Annotated in this window: 17 protein-coding genes; 9 read left to right on the top strand and 8 right to left on the bottom strand. The window is 59.6% G+C overall.

Features of this window, described 5'->3' with window-relative positions:
* Positions 1 to 29: 29 nt before the first annotated feature.
* Positions 30 to 2066: an ATP-binding protein gene (locus tag D882_RS0109010; protein ID WP_027922928.1), complete on the top strand. Its 2037-nt coding sequence runs from the start codon at positions 30 to 32 to the stop codon at positions 2064 to 2066.
* Between the two features lie 3 nt (positions 2067 to 2069).
* On the top strand, positions 2070 to 2651 hold the full coding sequence (locus D882_RS0109005; RefSeq protein ID WP_027922927.1) for a cob(I)yrinic acid a,c-diamide adenosyltransferase: 582 nt from the start codon (positions 2070 to 2072) through the stop codon (positions 2649 to 2651).
* A 29-nt stretch (positions 2652 to 2680) separates the two neighbouring features.
* On the opposite strand, the gene D882_RS0109000 is transcribed toward D882_RS0109005, so the two are convergent.
* The 3 genes from D882_RS0109000 to argJ all read right to left on the bottom strand — a co-directional run bounded on the left by D882_RS0109000 (position 2681) and on the right by argJ (position 5642).
* Complete coding sequence (locus tag D882_RS0109000) at positions 2681 to 3631, bottom strand: Nudix family hydrolase (protein WP_027922926.1); 951 nt, start codon at positions 3629 to 3631, stop codon at positions 2681 to 2683.
* Entirely contained in the window at positions 3628 to 4260 is a 633-nt protein-coding gene (locus D882_RS0108995) for a glutathione S-transferase family protein (protein WP_027922925.1), read from the bottom strand. Before D882_RS0108995 ends, D882_RS0109000 begins: the two co-directional genes overlap by 4 nt.
* Before the next feature lie 164 nt (positions 4261 to 4424).
* Positions 4425 to 5642, bottom strand: a complete 1218-nt coding sequence (gene argJ / locus D882_RS0108990) for a bifunctional glutamate N-acetyltransferase/amino-acid acetyltransferase ArgJ (RefSeq protein WP_027922924.1) — start codon at positions 5640 to 5642, stop codon at positions 4425 to 4427.
* Between argJ and D882_RS1000000132650 the strand changes: the two genes are divergently transcribed.
* Positions 5641 to 5793, top strand: a complete 153-nt coding sequence (locus tag D882_RS1000000132650) for a hypothetical protein (RefSeq protein ID WP_155953712.1) — start codon at positions 5641 to 5643, stop codon at positions 5791 to 5793. The two genes, argJ and D882_RS1000000132650, sit on opposite strands and share 2 nt — an antisense overlap.
* Here D882_RS1000000132650 and secA read toward each other — a convergent pair.
* Entirely contained in the window at positions 5765 to 8500 is a 2736-nt protein-coding gene (gene secA / locus D882_RS0108985; protein ID WP_027922923.1) for a preprotein translocase subunit SecA, read from the bottom strand. The two genes, D882_RS1000000132650 and secA, sit on opposite strands and share 29 nt — an antisense overlap.
* A gap of 307 nt (positions 8501 to 8807) precedes the next feature.
* Between secA and D882_RS0108980 the strand changes: the two genes are divergently transcribed.
* Complete coding sequence (locus D882_RS0108980) at positions 8808 to 9263, top strand: DUF721 domain-containing protein (protein ID WP_027922922.1); 456 nt, start codon at positions 8808 to 8810, stop codon at positions 9261 to 9263.
* 106 nt (positions 9264 to 9369) lie between these two features.
* On the opposite strand, the gene D882_RS0108975 is transcribed toward D882_RS0108980, so the two are convergent.
* The gene (locus D882_RS0108975; protein WP_027922921.1) at positions 9370 to 10857 is read right to left on the bottom strand and encodes a helicase HerA-like domain-containing protein; all 1488 of its coding nucleotides are present in this window, start codon (positions 10855 to 10857) and stop codon (positions 9370 to 9372) included.
* Between the two features lie 184 nt (positions 10858 to 11041).
* Between D882_RS0108975 and D882_RS0108970 the strand changes: the two genes are divergently transcribed.
* The 4 genes from D882_RS0108970 (at position 11042) to D882_RS0108955 (ending at position 16004) form a co-directional block, all read left to right on the top strand.
* A complete protein-coding gene (locus D882_RS0108970; RefSeq protein ID WP_027922920.1) occupies positions 11042 to 12931 on the top strand; it encodes a methyl-accepting chemotaxis protein in 1890 nt (629 codons plus the stop codon).
* Between the two features lie 199 nt (positions 12932 to 13130).
* Positions 13131 to 14243 (top strand): glycosyltransferase family 1 protein, encoded by a 1113-nt coding sequence (locus D882_RS0108965; RefSeq protein ID WP_027922919.1) that lies wholly within the window; start codon positions 13131 to 13133, stop codon positions 14241 to 14243.
* Positions 14236 to 15012, top strand: coding sequence for a DUF2334 domain-containing protein (locus tag D882_RS0108960; protein WP_027922918.1), 777 nt, complete (start codon positions 14236 to 14238; stop codon positions 15010 to 15012). Before D882_RS0108965 ends, D882_RS0108960 begins: the two co-directional genes overlap by 8 nt.
* A complete protein-coding gene (locus D882_RS0108955) occupies positions 15009 to 16004 on the top strand; it encodes a lysylphosphatidylglycerol synthase transmembrane domain-containing protein (RefSeq protein WP_027922917.1) in 996 nt (331 codons plus the stop codon). The genes D882_RS0108960 and D882_RS0108955 overlap by 4 nt, the downstream gene beginning before the upstream one ends.
* On the opposite strand, the gene D882_RS1000000132865 is transcribed toward D882_RS0108955, so the two are convergent.
* Both D882_RS1000000132865 and purU read right to left on the bottom strand, forming a co-directional pair.
* Positions 15991 to 16167, bottom strand: a complete 177-nt coding sequence (locus tag D882_RS1000000132865; RefSeq protein WP_172825932.1) for a hypothetical protein — start codon at positions 16165 to 16167, stop codon at positions 15991 to 15993. The genes D882_RS0108955 and D882_RS1000000132865 overlap by 14 nt on opposite strands.
* 87 nt (positions 16168 to 16254) lie before the next feature.
* A complete protein-coding gene (gene purU, locus D882_RS0108945; RefSeq protein ID WP_027922916.1) occupies positions 16255 to 17103 on the bottom strand; it encodes a formyltetrahydrofolate deformylase in 849 nt (282 codons plus the stop codon).
* Positions 17104 to 17441: 338 nt separating this feature from the next.
* On the opposite strand from purU, the gene mvaT reads away from it, so the two are divergent.
* A complete protein-coding gene (mvaT, locus tag D882_RS0108940) occupies positions 17442 to 17819 on the top strand; it encodes a histone-like nucleoid-structuring protein MvaT (protein ID WP_007945872.1) in 378 nt (125 codons plus the stop codon).
* A gap of 99 nt (positions 17820 to 17918) precedes the next feature.
* Here the strand turns inward: mvaT and sbcB are convergent, their stop codons facing one another.
* Positions 17919 to 19349: an exodeoxyribonuclease I gene (gene sbcB, locus D882_RS0108935; RefSeq protein WP_027922915.1), complete on the bottom strand. Its 1431-nt coding sequence runs from the start codon at positions 19347 to 19349 to the stop codon at positions 17919 to 17921.
* Positions 19350 to 19502: the final 153 nt, after the last annotated feature.

Genomic DNA, 19502 nt, shown 5'->3' with positions numbered 1-19502 from the left:
CCACGTGTTCCATTTAAGCGACGAACCTGATGCCATTGCGCCAGCGCCTTGAAAACCTTCCCGTCGGCCAGAAGCTGCTGGCCGCCCTGCTGGTGCTGTTGATCACCATCCTGCTGGTTGCCAACCTGACCTTCATCAGCGCGGCGTATTACATCTCCCAGGAAAGCATGGCGCCCCAAGCCTTGCAGACCATTGGCCGACTGGTGTCGAACCCGAGCCTGGTGGCCGACGCCCTGAAGACGCCACAAAACGCCGAACGCCTGCTCAACGAACTCAACAGTTACTCGCCGCTGCGTGCAGCCGCCATTTATGACGGCAAGGGCGAACGGCTGGCCCAGTTGCAGCATGGCGACAAACTCAGCCTGCCGGGGCGCTATCAGCACATAGAGGCTTGGCAAGCGACCGAGTTTCGCAGCAATCAACTGATCACCCTGCCCCGCCCCGGCACTGAGCCTGGCCATTTGTTGCTGGTGGCCAGCAGTGAGCTGCCAATGGCGTTCTACACCGGAACCCTGACTGCCAGCCTGGGCATTCTGATCTTCAGCGTGTTGTTGTGGCTGGTAATTGCCCGGCAAATCAAACGGCTGATTACCCGCCCCATCCATGAGCTCGAAGAGCTGTCCCGGCAGGTGACCCGCGAAGAGAACTACGCGCTGCGAGCCTCCCGTGGCAACCACGACGAAATCGGCAGCCTCGCCGAGGCGTTCAACACCATGCTCTCGCGGATCGAAGCCCGTGAGCAGCAACTCAAACGGGCCCGGGACGACTCCCAGGCCGCTTACGACCAGGCCCAGGGCCTGGCCGAAGAAACGCGCCATACCAATCGCAAGCTGGAACTCGAAGTCCAGGTGCGCAGCAAGATCGAGAAAAAGCTCACCGGTTTCCAGAATTACCTCAACAGCATCATCGACTCTATGCCGTCGGCGCTGATCGCCCTCGACGAACAGCTCTACGTGACCCAGTGGAATCAGGAGGCCAGCGCCCTGTCCGGCACGCGCCTGGACGAAGCGCTGAACCAGCCGATCTTCCTCGCCTTCGAACCGTTGAAGCCGTTTCTGCCGCAGCTCAAGCAAACCGTCGAGCAGCACACCGTGGCCAAGATCGAGCGGGTAACGTGGTTCAAGGACGATGAGCCCAAGCATTACGCCCTGACCTTTTACCCGCTGATGGGCGGCGCCGGGCGCGGCGTGGTGATTCGGATCGACGACATCACTCAGCGCCTGTCGCTGGAAGAAATGATGGTGCAGTCGGAGAAAATGCTCTCGGTCGGTGGCCTCGCCGCCGGCATGGCCCACGAAATCAATAACCCGTTGGGCGCGATCCTGCACAACGTGCAGAACATTCGCCGACGCCTGTCACCTGACCTGCCGAAGAACCTGGAGCAGGCCGAGCACATCGGCATCGAGCTGGAAACGGTCAACCGGTACCTGCAAGCGCGCGAAGTCCCGCAACTGCTCGACGGCATTCAGCAAGCCGGCGCCCGGGCGGCGAAGATTGTGACGCACATGCTCAGCTTCAGCCGTCGCAGCACCCGGCAAATGGCCCCGTGCGACCTGCCGGCGCTGATCGATCAAGCGGTGGAAATCGCCGGTAACGACTTCGACCTGGCGATTGGTTTCGACTTCAAGGGCCAGGCAATCATTCGCCAGTTCGATCCGGCCCTCGGCCCGGTGCCCGGCACGGCCAACGAATTGGAGCAGGTGCTGCTCAACCTGTTGAAAAACGCGGCTCAGGCCATTCACCAGCGTGAAGATGACCGCGAACCGGGACGGATCATTCTGCGCACCAAACTGAATCCGCCCTGGGCGGAAATCCAGGTGGAGGACAACGGCATCGGCATGAGCGAAAACGTGCGCAAACGCACGTTCGAGCCGTTCTTCACCACTAAGGAAATCGGCCAGGGCACGGGGTTGGGCCTGTCGGTTTCCTATTTCATCATCACCAACAATCACAAGGGCCAGATGGAAGTGCAATCGACGCCGGGCCAAGGCACCTGTTTCACCTTGCGCCTGCCCTTGGCGGGCACGCCAGTCATCTCTCAAGAACTCAATCAGCTATCGAGGTAACCCATGGGCTTTCGCTTGTCGAAAATTTACACCCGCACTGGCGACAAAGGCGAAACCGGGCTTGGCGATGGTCGCCGGGTGCCCAAGGATCACCCGCGGATCGAGGCCATTGGCGAAGTCGACTCGCTGAACAGCCAGGTCGGTGTGCTGTTGGCCGGGTTGGCCGCAGAACGCATCACATATCCGGGGTTGAACGAGGTGATCGAGGTGTTGGCGCCTTGCCAGCACCGCTTGTTCGACTTGGGTGGCGAGCTGGCGATGCCGGAGTATCAGGCGTTGGACGCGGCGGAGATCGAACGCCTGGAAGCGGCGATTGATCACTGGAATGAAGAGTTGGGACCGCTGGAGAATTTCATACTGCCCGGCGGTTCAGCGTTGATCGCTCAGGCGCATGTGTGCAGGTGCCTGGCGCGCACTGCGGAACGGCGGTGCCAGCAGTTGAATGCGATTGAACCGTTGGCCGGGGTTGGGTTGGCGTATATCAATCGGTTGTCGGATGTGTTGTTTGTGGTGGCGCGGGTGATTGCCAAGCGGCAGGGGGTTGCGGAGATTTTGTGGCAGGCGGCGGTGAAACCTCAGGTTTAACCGGCGCCTGCTCGCGATGGGGGTGGCAGCTACTCCAAAGAATCCGGCCAGAACGCCCGAATCCCCGCCACGCCCTGAGCCCCGGCTTCCCAGGCTTGTTGCCGCTCTGCCGGGCCAACACCGCCCAACAGGAACACTGGCTTGCTGAAGCCCGTCATCAACGCCGAAGCCTGATCCCAACCCAACGGCTGCGCATCCGGATGAGTCTGGGTCTTCTGCACCGGCGAGAGGGTCACAAAGTCCACGCCCATTTGCTCGGCCAACGCCAGTTCTTCAGCGTTATGACACGACGCCGCCAACCAGCGCGACGCCGGCAGTGGTCGCCCGGCCGCTGCGTATTTACGCAACTGGGCGGAGGTGATGTGCCAACCGGCGGACGGGAAATCACCAAGCCATTCGAACGGCCCCTTGATCATCAGTTGCGCCTTGCCCGCACACAGCCCGGCTGCGTCCACCGCCAGGTCGCGGTACTTTGGATCGTAGCCGTTGGGCGCCCGTAGCTGGATCAACTTGATCCCACCGGCGATGGCTTTCTGAATGCCGCGCAGCAAGGCCGGGGTTTCCAGATCTTCGGGGGTAATCAGATACTCCGCGGGCAAGCGTGCAGCCGCGACGATCGGCTGGTTGGCCGCCGGGAACTCGTAGTTCAGCAGGTCGCGTGGTGACACCCATTCCAACGGCTGACCTTCGGCGCCGTGGGGTTCGCCGGTAAAAGCCGAGACCTCCCAGACATCCAGTAACACGTGCTTGTCCGGGTAGTCGTGATGAACTTTGATCAGCGGTCGCGCGGCGCTGACCACAATGCCCAGCTCTTCCTGAAGCTCACGACTCAGTGCGGTTTCGACGGACTCGTCGCCCTCGACCTTGCCACCGGGAAACTCCCACAAACCGCCCTGGTGCTGAGTGTCGGCACGGCGTGCGATAAGGATCTTGCCGCTGTTATCACGGATAACGGCAGCGGCTACATGAACTCGTTTCACTGCCCGACCTCCTCCAGACCTGCCTTCTGCCAGGCCTTGAACGCCGGCCATTGGTAGATGGCTTCGACATAGGCTTCGTCCGCTGCCGGCAATTTCACCTGATAGGTGCGCAGGCGTACGGCAATCGGGGCGAAGAACGCATCGGCCAGGGTTGCGCCGCCGAACAGGAACGGACCAATGTCAGTCGCCACCGTTCGGCATTCCGCCCACAACGCCAGCATGCGCTGGATATCGGCCTGAACATCATCAGGCGTCGGCGACAGCGGCGCATTGCGGCTCAGGTCGAACGGCATGTTGCCGCGCATGGCAAAGAACCCCGCGTGCATCTGCGCACAAGCCGAACGCGCCTGGGCTCGGGCGGCGGTATCTTTTGGCCAGAGACTGGCATTGGGGAACTGCTCGGCCAGGTACTCGGCAATCGCCAGGGAATCGGCGATGGTGCCGTGTTCGGTTTTCAGCAGCGGGACTTTGCCGGTCGGCGAATGCTTGAGCAGGCGTTCGCGGGTGTCGGGTTGACCCAGTTTGATCAATTCTTCGGTGTAGGCCGCGCCGGTCAGCTCGAGGGCCAGTGCGCCGCGCAGGGACCAGGAGGAAAGCAGTTTGTCGCCGATGATCAGGTGGAGGCTCATGTTCGGGACCTTTTTTGATGAGGGGTACAGACCGGAATCTTCGGTGTCTGGCCGTCCGTCATCGCGGGCAAGCCAGCCCCCGCAGTGAACGCGTTGAACACAACCTTTGTGTACGCCACTGAACCTGTGGGAGCGGGCTTGCCCGCGATGGCGGTCAATCGATCTTAAGTACGGTACTCGGCGTTGATCTTCACGTATTCGTGGGACAAGTCGGTGGTCCAGATGGTTTCGCTGCAATCGCCGCGACCCAGCTCGATACGGATGGTGATCTCTTCCTGCTGCATCACTGCAGCGCCCTGGGCTTCAGTGTAAGTCGCGGCACGCGCACCACGGCTGGCAATGCACACGTCGCCGAGGAACACGTCGATCTTGCTCACGTCCAGGTTCGGCACGCCGGCACGGCCAACGGCAGCCAGGATGCGGCCCCAGTTCGGGTCGGAAGCAAACAACGCCGTCTTGATCAGCGGCGAGTGCGCCACGGTGTAGCCGACGTCCAGGCATTCCTGGTGATTGCCGCCGCCGTTGACTTCAACGGTGACAAACTTGGTCGCGCCTTCGCCGTCGCGAACGATGGCCTGGGCCACGTCCATGCACACTTCGAAAACAGCCTGCTTCAACTTGGCGAACAACTCGCCTTCGGCACGGGTGATTTCCGGCAGTGCAGCCTGACCGGTGGCGATCAACATGCAGCAGTCGTTGGTCGACGTGTCGCCGTCGATGGTGATGCGGTTGAACGACTTGTTGGCACCGTCCAACAACAGGTTTTGCAGCACATCGCGGGAGACTTTGGCGTCGGTGGCGATGTAGCCGAGCATGGTCGCCATGTTCGGACGGATCATGCCCGCGCCTTTGCTGATGCCGGTGACGGTGATGGTCACGCCGTCATGCTGGAACTGGCGGCTCGCCCCCTTGGGCAGGGTGTCGGTGGTCATGATGCCGGTGGCGGCCGCTTCCCAGTTGTGGATCGACAGGTCGTCAAGGGCTGCTTGCAGCGCGCCTTCGATTTTCTCGACCGGCAGCGGCTCGCCAATCACACCGGTGGAGTAAGGCAGCACCAGGCTGGCATCGACGCCCGTCAGCTCAGCCAGTTTGGCGCAAGTGCGCTCGGCGGCGGCCAGGCCAGGTTCGCCAGTGCCGGCGTTGGCATTGCCGGTGTTGGTCAACAGGTAACGCACCGGGCCTTGCACGCGTTGCTTGGCCAGGATCACCGGGGCGGCGCAAAAGGCGTTCAGGGTGAAAACGCCAGCGACGGTGGAACCTTCGGCGCAGCGCATGACCACAACATCCTTGCGCCCCGGGCGCTTGATGCCGGCCGAGGCGATACCGAGTTCAAAACCGGCAACCGGGTGCAACGTTGGCAAAGGACCAAGACCAACAGCCATGAATGCGCTCCTCAAAAAATGTAGTCATCACCGTCATGCGATGAACGGCGGTATTAAATGGCAAAACGCCGCGACGGCTGATGCCGGTCGCGGCGCGGGTATTTCAGCGTTTGAAACGGGTTTTACTGAATCTGCCCGTGGCAATGCTTGAATTTCTTGCCCGAACCGCAGTAGCACAGTTCGTTGCGGCCCAGCTTCTGCTCGTTACGAACCGGTGCTGCGGCGAGGGCGACATCAATATCTTCCCCCAGCGGTTCCACTTGCTCGAGACCCGGTGCTTCTTCGTGATGGAACTGCAAGCGTGCGGCCAGTGCTTCGGCTTCCTGACGCAGGCGTTGCTCTTCGGCTTCCGGATCTTCGCGGCGAACCTGAACGTGCGACAGCACACGGATCGAGTCGCGCTTGATCGAATCCAGCAGCTCGGAGAACAGCGTGAACGACTCGCGCTTGTACTCTTGCTTCGGGTTCTTCTGGGCATAGCCACGCAAGTGGATGCCATGACGCAGGTGGTCCATGGTCGACAGGTGGTCTTTCCACAGGTCGTCGAGCACGCGCAGTACGATTTGTTTCTCGAAGCTGCGCAGCGCTTCGGCACCCGCCTGGTCTTCTTTCTCGTTGTACGCCGCGATCAGCTCTTGCATCAGCTTCTCGCGCAGGGTTTCTTCGTACAGGTGATCGTCTTCGTCGAGCCATTGCTGGATCGGCAGCGCCACACCGAAGTCGCTCTGCAACGCAGCCTCCAGACCGGCCACGTCCCACTGCTCAGGCAGCGATTGCGGTGGAATGTGCGCGCTGACGGTAGAGTTGAGCACGTCCTGACGGAAATCAGCGATGGTTTCGCCAATGTTGTCGGCGGCCAGCAACGTGTTACGCATGTGATAAATCACTTTACGCTGTTCGTTGTTGACGTCGTCGAACTCGAGCAGTTGCTTACGAATATCGAAGTTACGGCCTTCAACCTTGCGCTGAGCCTTTTCGATGGCGTTGGTCACCATACGGTGCTCGATCGCCTCGCCTGGCTGCATGCCCAGGGCCTTCATGAAGTTCTTCACTCGGTCAGAGGCGAAGATGCGCATCAGACTGTCTTCCAGCGACAGGTAGAAGCGGCTGGAACCGGCGTCGCCCTGACGACCGGCACGACCACGCAACTGGTTGTCGATACGGCGCGATTCGTGACGCTCGGAAGCAATGACCTGCAAGCCGCCCGATTCGAGCACTTGCTGGTGACGCTTCTGCCAGTCGGCCTTGATCTGGGCAATCTGCTCCGGAGTAGGATCTTCCAGGGACGCCACTTCCACTTCCCAGTTACCGCCCAACAGGATGTCGGTACCACGACCGGCCATGTTGGTGGCGATGGTCAGTGCGCCTGGGCGACCGGCCTGGGCAATGATCTCGGCTTCCTTTTCGTGGAACTTGGCGTTCAGAACCTTGTGTTCGATGCCTTGTTCCACCAGCAGGCGGGACATGTGTTCGGAGGTTTCGATGGTCGCGGTACCCACCAGCACCGGACGGCCCGCCGCCATGCTTTCCTTGATGTCCGCCACGATGGCCGTGTATTTCTCGTCGGCCGTCAGGAACACCAGGTCGTTGTAGTCCTTACGGGCCAACGGCTTGTTCGGCGGAATGACCATGACCTGCAGGCCATAGATCTGATGGAACTCGAACGCCTCGGTGTCAGCCGTACCGGTCATGCCGGACAGCTTGTTGTACAGGCGGAAGTAGTTCTGGAACGTGGTCGATGCCAGGGTCTGGCTTTCGGCCTGGATGTTCAGGTTTTCCTTGGCTTCGATGGCCTGGTGCAGGCCTTCGGACAAACGACGGCCCGGCATGGTACGACCGGTGTGTTCGTCGACCAGGACAACCTGACCGTCCTGCACGATGTACTCGACGTTGCGGTGGAACAGTTTGTGCGCGCGCAGACCGGCATAAACGTGGGTCAGCAGGCCCAGGTTGTGGGCCGAGTACAGGCTCTCGCCTTCAGCCAGCAGGCCGAGGGAGGTCAGCGATTCTTCTACGAATTGATGGCCCGCTTCGTTGAGTTCAACCTGACGGGTCTTCTCATCGACGGTGTAGTGGCCGGCCTTGGTGACTTCGCCTTCAACTTCTTCGACGTGCAATTCCAGGCGCGGGATCAGTTTGTTGATCTCGATGTACAGCTTGGAGCTGTCCTCGGCCTGACCGGAAATGATCAGTGGAGTACGGGCTTCGTCGATGAGGATGGAGTCGACTTCGTCGATCACGGCAAAATTGAGTTCGCGCTGGAATTTTTCTTCCATGCTGAACGCCATGTTGTCGCGCAGGTAATCGAAACCGAATTCGTTGTTGGTGCCGTAGGTAATGTCAGCGGCGTAAGCCAGACGTTTCTCTTCCGGTGGCTGGAACGGCGTGACCACGCCGACCGTCAGGCCGAGGAATTCGTAGAGCGGACGCATCCAGTTGGCGTCACGACGGGCCAGGTAGTCGTTCACTGTCACAACGTGCACGCCCTTGCCGGACAGCGCGTTGAGGTAAACGCCCAGTGTTGCCACCAGGGTCTTGCCTTCACCGGTACGCATTTCCGCGATCATGCCTTCATGCAAGGTCATGCCGCCGATCAGCTGGACATCGAAGTGGCGCATACCCATGACACGCTTGCCGGCTTCGCGGGCGACCGCAAAGGCTTCTGGCAACAGCTTGTCGAGGGATTCCCCTTTGGCGATGCGGGCCTTGAACTCGTCTGTCTTGGCACGCAATTGATCGTCCGAAAGGGCCACCATTTGCTCTTCGAAGGCATTGACGAATTGCACCGTCTTGAGCATGCGTTTGACTTCACGCTCGTTCTTGCTTCCAAAAAGTTTCTTTAACAAAGGCGCAAACATATCGGCAGGATCTTCCACACTAAAGGGATGGAGGGCGGCCCCGTGAGTCGCCCGTGCAGCCCTCATGGCCGCATGCGAACGAGCATTCTACCCGGAAACGATGGTGAGGAAAGTGGCGTTATTCCACGATGCATGCACTGCGCTGTAACGGGGCTCACTTAAAATAAGGGCTTTTTGCTGAACTTCAAGCCGTTCACGGCAGAAGTTACTTGTTGATTTAATGGGTAAAGCGCGCGCAAAGCAATGGGTCAGGTGCAGGAGGTGCTTTCTGCTACCATAGCGGCTCTGTTACTTCAGGTGTCTGATCATGGCATTTCGCCCTCTTACGGCCAGAGCACCCGCCGTTCTGCTTCGCGAAGCCAAGCCGCTGAAAGCTATTTTTGGCCACGCTCAACGCCTGGGTCATTTACAACGCCTGCTCGAAAGCCAGCTGCAGCCCGCCGCTCGCGAACACTGCCATGTTGCTTCGTGGCGCGAAGGCAGTTTGTTGCTGATCGTCACCGACGGACACTGGGCAACGCGCCTGCGCTATCAGCAAAAGCGTCTGCAACGCCAGTTACAGATGTTTGACGAGTTTGCCAGCCTGACCCGGATTCTGTTCAAGGTGCAGCCACCGACCGTGCAACAAGGCGCGGCGGGGCACACCATCAGTTTGTCGTCCGATGCGGGCGCGACCATTCAGGCCACGGCCGACGGGATCAGCGATCCAAATCTGCGGGCTGCGCTGGAACGCCTTGCGGCGCACGCAAAACCAAAGACCTGACACGCCGATTTTTGTAGGCGCTGGGCTTGCCTGCGATGGGCGCGCCGCAGTGCAACAGATACACCGCGTTATCGTTCATCGCGGGCAAGCCATGCTCCTACAAGGTTCAGCGGCTTTTTTTGCCGCCGAGCAACGACCCCATCAACCCGCGTACCAATTGTCGGCCCAACTGATTAGCCGCCTGTCGCATCGCCGACTTCAGGGCCTGCCCGGCCGCCGTGCCGAGAAACTCCCCGGCCTGTTCGGTGAAACTTGGCTCTTGGGGCGCAGGTTTGGACGGCGCGGCCTCGGGATCAGGTGCCAACCCCTTGCGCCCCATCAGCACTTCATAGGCCGATTCCCGATCTATCGGCTTGTCGTAGCGTCCCTGCAACGGCGAACCGGCGATCAGTGCCGCACGCTCGGCCTCGCTCAACGGCCCGATCCGCGATTGTGGTGGCGCGATCAACACACGCTGAACCATCTCCGGCGTGCCTTTATCGGCCAGCGTCCCGACCAGCGCCTCGCCGATCCCCAGCTCAGTCAACACCGACAAGGCATCGAACGCCGGGTTCGGCCGGAAGCCCTCGGCCACGGCGCGCAGGGATTTCTGTTCCTTGGCGGTGAACGCACGCAAACCGTGCTGGATGCGCAGCCCCAACTGAGCCAGCACGTCATCCGGCAGGTCACCCGGCGATTGGGTGACGAAATACACGCCCACGCCTTTCGAGCGAATCAGCCGCACCACTTGTTCCAGTCGATCCTGCAGCGCCTTGGGCGTCCCGGCGAACAGCAAATGAGCTTCGTCGAAAAACAACGCCAGCAGCGGTTTGTCCGCATCACCGCGCTCCGGTAATTGCTCGAACAGCTCGGCGAGCAGCCACAGCAGGAATGTCGCGTACACCTTCGGGGCTTCGTGAACCAGACGACTGGCATCCAGCAAATGAATGCGCCCGCGACCGTCAGCAGTTGGTTGCAGAATGTCTTCGAGTTGCAGCGCCGGTTCGCCGAACAGCGCTTCGGCGCCTTGTTGCTCCAGCGTGGCCAGCCGCCGCAACAGCGCCTGACTGGAACCGGTGGTCATCAACGCGGCGTCATCGCCGAGCAATTCGGGGTTATCACGCAGGTGATTGAGCAGCGCCTTGAGGTCCTTGAGGTCGAGCAGCAACAGCCCTTCGCGGTCCGCCACCTTGAACGCCGCGTACAGCGCCGACTGCTGGCTGTCGGTCAGTTCCAGCAGACTGCCGAGCAACAACGGGCCCATTTCACTCAAGGTGGTGCGCAATGGATGACCGGACTGGCCATGAATATCCCACAGCGTCACGGGATACGCCTGGGGCTTGTGGTTCAGCCACGGCATCCCGGCGATGCGCTCGGCGATCTTGCCTTGGGGGGTGCCAGCGGCGCCGAGGCCACACAGATCGCCTTTGATATCGGCGGCAAACACCGCCACGCCTGCGTCGCTGAAGGCTTCGGCCATGCGCTGCAAGGTGACGGTTTTACCGGTCCCGGTAGCGCCGGCGACCAGGCCGTGACGATTTGCCAGACGCATGGCCTGGGCGATGGACTGGCCGGCAAGGTCGGCACCGAGAACGAGTTGCGATGAGTCAGGCATTTGGTCACCTAATGGTTAATCTTTGATCCGGCGCGGCCGATACAAAAAACGAGACTTCACAGAAATCAGCGCCGGTATTCCCTAAGGACAGGACAGAACTATCAGCTGCTTTTCACCCTGCCCGTTTTGCGTGCCTTTATAAAAGCACGCCCTGAACAATAAGACCTTAGCGGAACCCCAAGCCATGAACAAAAACCTGCGCTTCAGCCATAAAATTTTGCTTGCCGCCGCCCTCATTGTTATTGCTGCCTTCGCCTCGTTCACCCTGTACAACGACTATTTACAGCGCAACGCCATCCGCGAAGACCTGGACAATTACCTCAATGAGATGGGCGACGTCACCGCCAACAACATCCAGACCTGGTTGGCCGGTCGTATCCTGCTGATCGATAACCTCGCTCAAAACATCGCCATCAACCCAGAACAGTCCAATGTCGCCAGCCTGCTTGAGCAGAAAGCCCTGACCTCGACCTTCATGGCGTCCTACCTGGGCGATGCCACCGGCAGCTTTACCATTCGCCCCGACGCCAAGATGCCGGCCGGCTTCGATCCACGGGTTCGCCCTTGGTATAAAGGTGCCGAAAGCAGCAGCACCGCGACCCTGACCGAACCGTACATCGACGCGGCCACTGGCCAGACCATCATCTCCATCGCCACCGCCTCGAAGAAGGCCGGGCAAAGCGTCGGCGTGGTGGGCGGCGACCTGAGCCTGCAAACCCTGATCGACACCCTCAGCGCCCGTGATTTTGACGGCATGGGGTATGCCTTCCTGGTCAGCGCCGACGGTAAAATCCTGGTGCACCCGGACAAAGCCCTGGTCATGAAGTCCCTGGGCGAGGCGTACCCGAAAAATACCCCGCGCATCAGCAGCGACTTCAGTGAGGTCGACGTCGACGGCAAGACCCGTATCGTCACCTTCACCGCGATCAAAGGCCTGCCATCGGTCAACTGGTACATCGGCCTGTCGGTGGACAAGGACAAAGCCTTCTCGATGCTCAGTTCGTTCCGTGCATCCGCCGTGGTCGCGACCATTATTGCCGTGGCGATCATCATCGCGCTGCTGGGCATGCTGATTCGCATCCTGATCCAGCCGCTGCACGTCATGACCCGCGCCATGGAAGACATCGCCGACGGTGAAGGCGACCTGACCAAACGCCTGACCATCCAGAACAACGACGAATTCGGCATCCTCGGCACCGCGTTCAACCGTTTTGTGGAACGTATTCACACCTCAATTCGCGAAGTGTCCTCGGCCACCGGGCAAGTCAACGAAGTGGCACTGCGCGTGGTGGCCGCCTCGAACTCGTCGATGTTCAACTCCGATCAGCAGGCCTCGCGCACCAGCAGCGTCGCCGCCGCGATCAATCAGCTCGGGGCCGCCGCCCAGGAAATCGCCCGCAACGCCGCGCAAGCGTCGAGTCAGGCCAGCGATGCCCGCAGCCTGGCCGAAGATGGCCAGCAAGTGGTGGACCGCAGCATCAAAGCGATGAATCAGCTGTCGAGCATGCTCAGCGCCTCGAGCACCAACATCGAATCGCTGAACAGCAAAACCGTGAACATCGGCCAGATCCTCGAAGTGATCACCAGCATTTCCCAGCAAACCAACCTGCTGGCACTCAACGCGGCCATCGAAGCCGCCCGTGCCGGTGAAGCCGGCCGCGGTTTCGCGGTGGTAGCAGATGAAGTGCGCAACCTGGCGCACCGCACGCAGGAATCGGCGCAACAGGTACAGACCATGATCGAGGAGCTACAAGTCGGCGCCCGCGAATCTGTCAGCACCATGAGCGACAGCCAGCGCCACAGTCAGGACAGCGTTGAAATCGCCAACCTGGCGGGCGAGCGGTTGAACAGTGTGACGTTGCGCATCGGCGAAATCGACGGGATGAACCAGTCGGTGGCCACCGCGACGGAAGAGCAGACAGCGGTGGTGGAGTCGATCAACGTCGACATTACCGAGATCAATACGCTGAACCAGGAAGGCGTGGAGAACCTGCAATCGACGTTGCGCGCGTGCTCGGATCTTGAGCAGCAGGCTTCGCGGCTTAAGCAGCTGGTCGGCAGTTTCCGTATCTAGTGTCAGTTAGGGCCCCATCGCGAGCAGGCTCACTCCTATAAGGTTTTGCACTGAACCTGTGGGAGTGAGCCTGCTCGCGATAGCGGTCTATCAAACACCACAAAAGCCCCGCTAACACCCCACCACAAAACCCCAGCCGAACATCTATCCTTCATAAAGGTCAATCAAGGGAGAACAACAGACCGGAGGGCCGCTCATCGTGCATATCGCGGACATCACCATGTTCTACGCCCCGGCCAGCGGTGGCGTGCGCACGTATCTGGATGCCAAGCACCGTCGCCTGGTGATCAAGCCAGGCATCCGCCACAGTCTGTTGATTCCAGGCGCACACCTGAGTGAAACGGATGGCGTCTACACAGTTCCCGCCCCCGCCCTGCCCTTTGGCAAGGGTTATCGTTTTCCCCTCCGCCTCGCTCCCTGGCGAAATGTCCTGCAGGATTTACAGCCTGATCTGATCGAAGTGGGCGACCCGTACCTCACCGCCTGGGCCGCACTCGACGCGCGGCGCCAACTGGATGTCCCGGTTATCGGTTTTTATCACTCGGACTTGCCGCTGCTGGTCAGCAACCGGATGGGGAATTGGGTTACCACCAATGTCGAGGCCTATGTCAGCAAGCTCTATGGCAACTTCGACCGGGTGCTGGCGCCGAGCCGGGTCATGGCCGACAAATTGAGCGGGCTGGGCGTGAAAAACGTCTATGTCCAACCTCTGGGCGTGGATTTGCACACCTTCAATCCCGATGCCCGGGACCCTGGCCTGCGCGCCGAACTGGGCATTGATGAAAATACGCATCTGCTGATTTTCGCCGGGCGCGGTTCCAAGGAAAAAAACCTGCCGGTGCTGCTCAAGTGCATGGCACGTCTGGGGCCGCGTTTTCACCTGCTGCTGGTGGGTTCGTCGATGCCGGCCACGGTGCCGGAAAACGTCACGGTGGTCGATGGGTTCTGCCCGGCCGCACACTTGGCGCGCTTGATGGCCAGCGCCGATGCCTTGTTGCATGCCGGCGACCAGGAAACGTTCGGGCTGGTGATACTCGAAGCCATGGCCAGCGGTATTCCGGTGGTCGCCGTGGCGGCCGGTGCCTTTCCGGAAATTGTGACCGAGCACTGCGGTTTGCTTTGCACGCCGAACAATTCAACAGCCATGGCCGACGCCGTTCGCGAGTTGTTCAGCCAGGGCAGCGTGGCGCTGGGGAAATCAGCGCGCAGTCATGTCGAGCGCCAATACAGCTGGGACATGGTGGTCAACAGCCTGCTGGGGCACTATCACGCCGTTCTCGGCAGCCAATGGCCGCTGGTGGCTCATGGTTAACCCGATGAGTCCACCCAGCGTCTTACTGGTACTGCATGACGTTGCGCCGCCCACCTTGGCCGACTATCAACCGTTCGTTGAAGCCGTCGACGCCTTGGGCGAGGTGCCGATGACCTGGCTGGTGGTGCCGGATTTTCACAAACACAACGGCCTTGAGGCTCATCCGGAATTTCGACGTGTGCTCACCCATCGTGTTGCACGAGGTGACGAACTGGCCTTGCACGGCTACTTTCATTGCGATGAGGGCCCTCCGCCCGACACCCCGCGAGACTGGTTCATGCGTCGGATCTACACCCATGAAGGCGAGTTTTACACCCTGTCGCAACGCGCCGCGCTCGACCGGTTGCGCGCCGGCATTGAGGTCTTTGATCGTTACAACTGGCCGCTGGAAGGTTTTGTCGCCCCGGCCTGGCTGATGAGCGAAGGAACGCGCGAGGCCTTGCGGCAACTGCCACTGCGCTACACCAGCGATTCGCAGCATCTATATCAACTGCCGGATTTCACACCGATGGATGCACCCGGCCTGGTCTGGAGTGCGCGCAGTGCCTGGCGCCGGGGCCTGTCGAAACTGCTCAGCGATCAGCGCGAACAACAATGGCGCGAGGCGCCGGTCATTCGGCTGGGCTTGCACCCGGTGGACATGCGCCATGAGTTCTCCCGGCATTACTGGTTGCAAACCCTCAAGCGTTTGCTCGATGGCGGGCGCGTACCGATGACCAAATCGCAATGGCTGGCGCGGCAACGCGCCCCGCTCGGCCGCGCCGCATGAGCCGGGGCATTCTGCTGTTCGTCGCCCTGCTGGCGGCGGTGCTGATCCCGCTGCTGCTGGGCGGCAACCAAACCTGGGCGCGGCTGCAAAGTTTTCCAGTGAGTTGGCTGCTGATCATGTTCGGCATGATTCTGCTGTGCTGGGGGGTGAACACCCTGCGCCTGCGCCTGTTGCTGGGCGATCAGCGCGACAAGGTCAGCCCGCTCAAAAGCCTCGGCGTCGTCATGGCCGCCGAGTTTGCCTATTGCGCCACACCCGGCGGCAGCGGCGGACCGCTGGCGATCATGGCGTTGCTGGCACGCCATGGTGTGCGACCGGCCAGGGGCAGCGCGGTGTTCGCCATGGATCAACTCAGTGATCTGCTGTTTTTTCTCTGTGCGCTGAGCGGGATTCTGATTTATGCGCTGTTCCAGCACCTCAGCCAGCGCATGGAGTGGCTACTGACCGTCAGCGTGATTTCGATGGTCGGTGGGTTGATCTGCTGCGTGATGGTTGCGCGCTACCATCGACTGCTGATTCGCCTGAGCGGGCGGTTACTGGCTCGCCTGAATGTAAAAAGCACAACGCGCCTGCGCTGGGCACGAAAACTCCTGCACTTCCTCGCCGCATTCACGGACACATTGAAGTTGCCCTTGCAGACATTGATCACGGTGTTTGCGCTGACCTGCGTGCATTGGGTGTTGCGCTACAGCGTGTTGTACCTGGCATTGCGCGGGCTGGGAGCGGATGTGCAGTGGGCCTGGTCTTTCTTGATCCAGATGCTCTCACTGAGTGCAGGGCAATTCAGCTTGCTACCGGGCGGTGCCGGGGCGGCGGAGTTGACGTCGGCCGCCTTGCTGGCGCCGATGGTGGGGAAATCAACCGCCGCAGCGGCGATTCTGATCTGGCGGGCGGTGACTTATTACTTCTACCTGATCGCGGGTGGCCCCGTGTTTTTATTGATGCTGGGGCGGCCGCTATTGAGGAAGTTGATGAAGTTCAAGCAGGCTTGATCTTGTCTTCAGGGGCTTGCTGTAACTGTTCCCACAACTCGGCAGCACCGGGGAACTCCGTACCGTCTTCCGGGCTCATGTCATCAGGGTCATAACGACTCAGACAACCTTCGCCCAAAGTAGCGGGCGCCTTGGAAGTGGCTTTGTCCAGTGGATCGACCATGGTCAATGTCCTCAGTGCAGAAACGGCGAAGGGCCTGAAGCGATTGAACGCCCAGGCCCTTCGAATTTCAACTGTAAAGCACTGTTATCAGAACACGACTGTCTTGTTGCCGTGTACCAACACTCTGTCTTCCAGGTGATAACGCAGACCGCGTGCCAACACCATTTTCTCGACGTCACGGCCGAAACGCACCATATCTTCAATGCTGTCACTGTGGCTGACACGCACCACGTCCTGCTCGATGATCGGGCCGGCATCCAGCTCTTCGGTCACGTAGTGGCAGGTTGCGCCGATCAACTTCACACCGCGCAGGGAGGCCTGATGATACGGCTTGGCGCCAACGAATGAAGGTAGGAAGCTGTGGTGAATGTTAATGACCTTGTGCGCGTATTCGCTGCACAACGCCGGCGGCAGAATTTGCATGTATCGGGCAAGTACTACCACTTCAGCATCGTGCTGTTTGACCAGACGCGAGACTTCGGCGAACGCCGGCTCTTTGTCCTGTGGATTGACCGGCACATGGTAATAAGGAATGCCGTGCCACTCGACCATGCTGCGCAAGTCGTCGTGGTTGGAAATCACGCAGGAGATTTCGCAGTCCAGTTCATCACTGTGCCAGCGGTGCAGCAAGTCAGCCAGGCAGTGGGATTCGCGGCTGGCCATCAATACCACGCGTTTTTTCTGCGCGGTATCGGTGATGCGCCAATTCATCGAGAACTCTTCAGCTATCGGTGCAAAGGCTTCGCGGAAGGCTTCGATACCGAAAGGCAGCGAATCGGCACGAATTTCGTGACGCATGAAGAACCAGCCACTGAGGTTGTCCGAGTGATGGCTCGCTTCGGTGATCCAGCCGTTATGTGACGCCAGAAAGTTACTGACTTTAGCAACGATGCCGACGCGGTCCGGGCAAGCAATCACCAGCCGAAAAGTGCGCATGAGGGGGAAACTCCAGAACTTCGCAAAGGCCGCCATTCTAGCGATTACGCAACAAAACTGCAGTATTGATGACGTCTTGCCTGGCACACGGTCTGTGGAGCCGGCCAGGAAAGCACCCGTTCCCCGCGCGGTGGTGATCTTTTAGTCGATATCAAGAGTCCATTTGTGAAGATCTGTGATGACTGCATCACACTATTTAATCAGCTCTTCAATCTGCGCCCTATTCCTGACAACTAATTTAATTAAAACGCCGGTTAAATGTTTACTTGATGAAACACCCTGACTATTATTGCGGCACTGTCCCCCTGCCATCCAGTCTCCAACATAAGGTAGTCCTCATGTCCTTGATCAACGAATATCGTGCCACCGAAGAAGCTATCAAAGAGCTGCAAGCCCGTTTGAAGAACCTGTCCCAAGACGACAAACTGCAAACCGAGCTGGAATTCGAAGGCAAACTGCGCACCCTGATGGGCGAATACTCCAAGTCCCTGCGTGACATCATCGCGCTGTTGGATCCAGAGTCCAAATCCAAAGCGCCACGCGGCGGTGCAGTAAAAACTACTGGCACCAAGCGTGCTCGCAAAGTTAAACAATACAAAAACCCGCACAATGGCGAAGTCATCGAAACCAAAGGTGGCAACCACAAAACTCTGAAAGAGTGGAAAGCCAAGTGGGGCGGCGACGTGGTTGAAGGCTGGGCTACCCTGCTGGGCTAAGCCATAGCGCTTGTCACAGATAAAAGCGTGACAAAAAATAACGCCAGCGAAAGCTGGCGTTTTTTTATGCCTGCCATTGAGGCATGTCTATTTTCGTTTTCAAAGATTCAAACGTTTGCGTAATGCTTCGACATAATTTTGCCATTCATTGAGCACCTCTCGCTGAAACGATGTAGCAGTTTCATGCAATTGGGCCGCGGCTTCTGTAAAACTATTCAGCGTATTGGGTGCCCCGCATTCAGGCACTGTCAGACGTTGCTGACAGAATAATTGCCAACGCGCTTGCTCCTCGGAATTCAACGTATCGGGGAAGTTGCGTGCGCGATATCGAAACAATAATTCCGGCAAGCGTTCGTCATCGAAAGGCCACTGCTCTTGTGATAATTGGGCAGGGTCCGCGGTTCGGACTTGCTCGCATAGACGCCGGTCCCGATCACCGATAAAACCATCGTATAACTGTTGCTCGGGGTCCTGGCTCGACGTGAAATCTTCGCGGGCATAAATCGCCTGCACTTTATCTCGCCACACTAGTTGTGCGTCGATTAGCCGCAGCGACCGTTCCTGATAAAGCGCCATGTCCAGCCCCAGACGTCGCTGATCGTCAGGTCGAAGTACCGACAACGGTGCGACCACCGGGCACTTGTTGATGTGAATAAGTTTAAGCGGCACCGGCAGTTCGCCTTCGAACAGCTCATCGCGACGGGTATACAGGCGCTGACGCAAGGTCTCGGCATCCAGATCCAGCAGGCCCTGAGGATCCAGATGCAGGTCACAGACAATCAAGGCGTTCTTGTTGCGTGGGTGCCAGGCCAGGGGCAGCACCACGCCGACGTAACTGCGCGCGGCCGAGAACCGCCCGGAAATATGCACCATCGGCTGCAACAGGCGGATCTGGTCCATCACCTTTTGCTTACTGCGCAACTTGAACAGCCAGTCATACAACTTCGGCTGTTTTTCACGAATCAGCCGCGCCAGCGCAATGGTGGCGCGAACGTCCGACAGCGCCTCGTGGGCATTGCCATGATCAATATTGTTGGCGGCGGTCAGACGTTCGAGCTTGAGCGTTACTCGCCCTTCTTCATCCGTCGGCCAAACGAGCCCGTCGGGCCGCAAGGCATACGCTGCACGCACCACATCGATCAGGTCCCAGCGGCTGTTGCCGCCCTGCCACTCGCGGGCATAGGGGTCGAAAAAATTTCGATACAGGCTGTAACGGGTCATCTCGTCGTCGAAACGCAGCGTGTTGTAACCCGCACCGCACGTGCCCGGCGCTGCCAACTGGGCATGCACACGGGTCATGAAGTCCGCTTCGCTCAAGCCCTGTTCGGCGAGTCGAGCGGGCGTGATTCCGGTGATGGCGCACGCCGCCGGATGCGGCAGGATGTCCTCACTGGGCTGGCAGTAAAGGTTGACCGGCTCGTCTATTTCATTGAGATCGAAGTCGGTGCGAATCCCCGCCACTTGCAGCGGACGATCGCAACGGGGGTTGATGCCAGTGGTTTCATAGTCGTACCAGAAGATCGAGGTCACGGGCTGTTCCTGAACTGAAGATCGGCAAAGTCTAGGCGTTCACATCCCGCCCCGGCCAGTAATCTGTCATTCAATCACCTCTGGCCACTCACCGTGCAATACATAGTTATGTCGTTTTCCCCCGAGAGGCTGCTAGCATCGGGTAGACATTGA

This window comes from Pseudomonas sp. URMO17WK12:I12 (assembly GCF_000514395.1).
Lineage (GTDB): Bacteria > Pseudomonadota > Gammaproteobacteria > Pseudomonadales > Pseudomonadaceae > Aquipseudomonas > Aquipseudomonas mucoides.
This window is presented reverse-complemented; position numbering and strand designations above follow the sequence as displayed.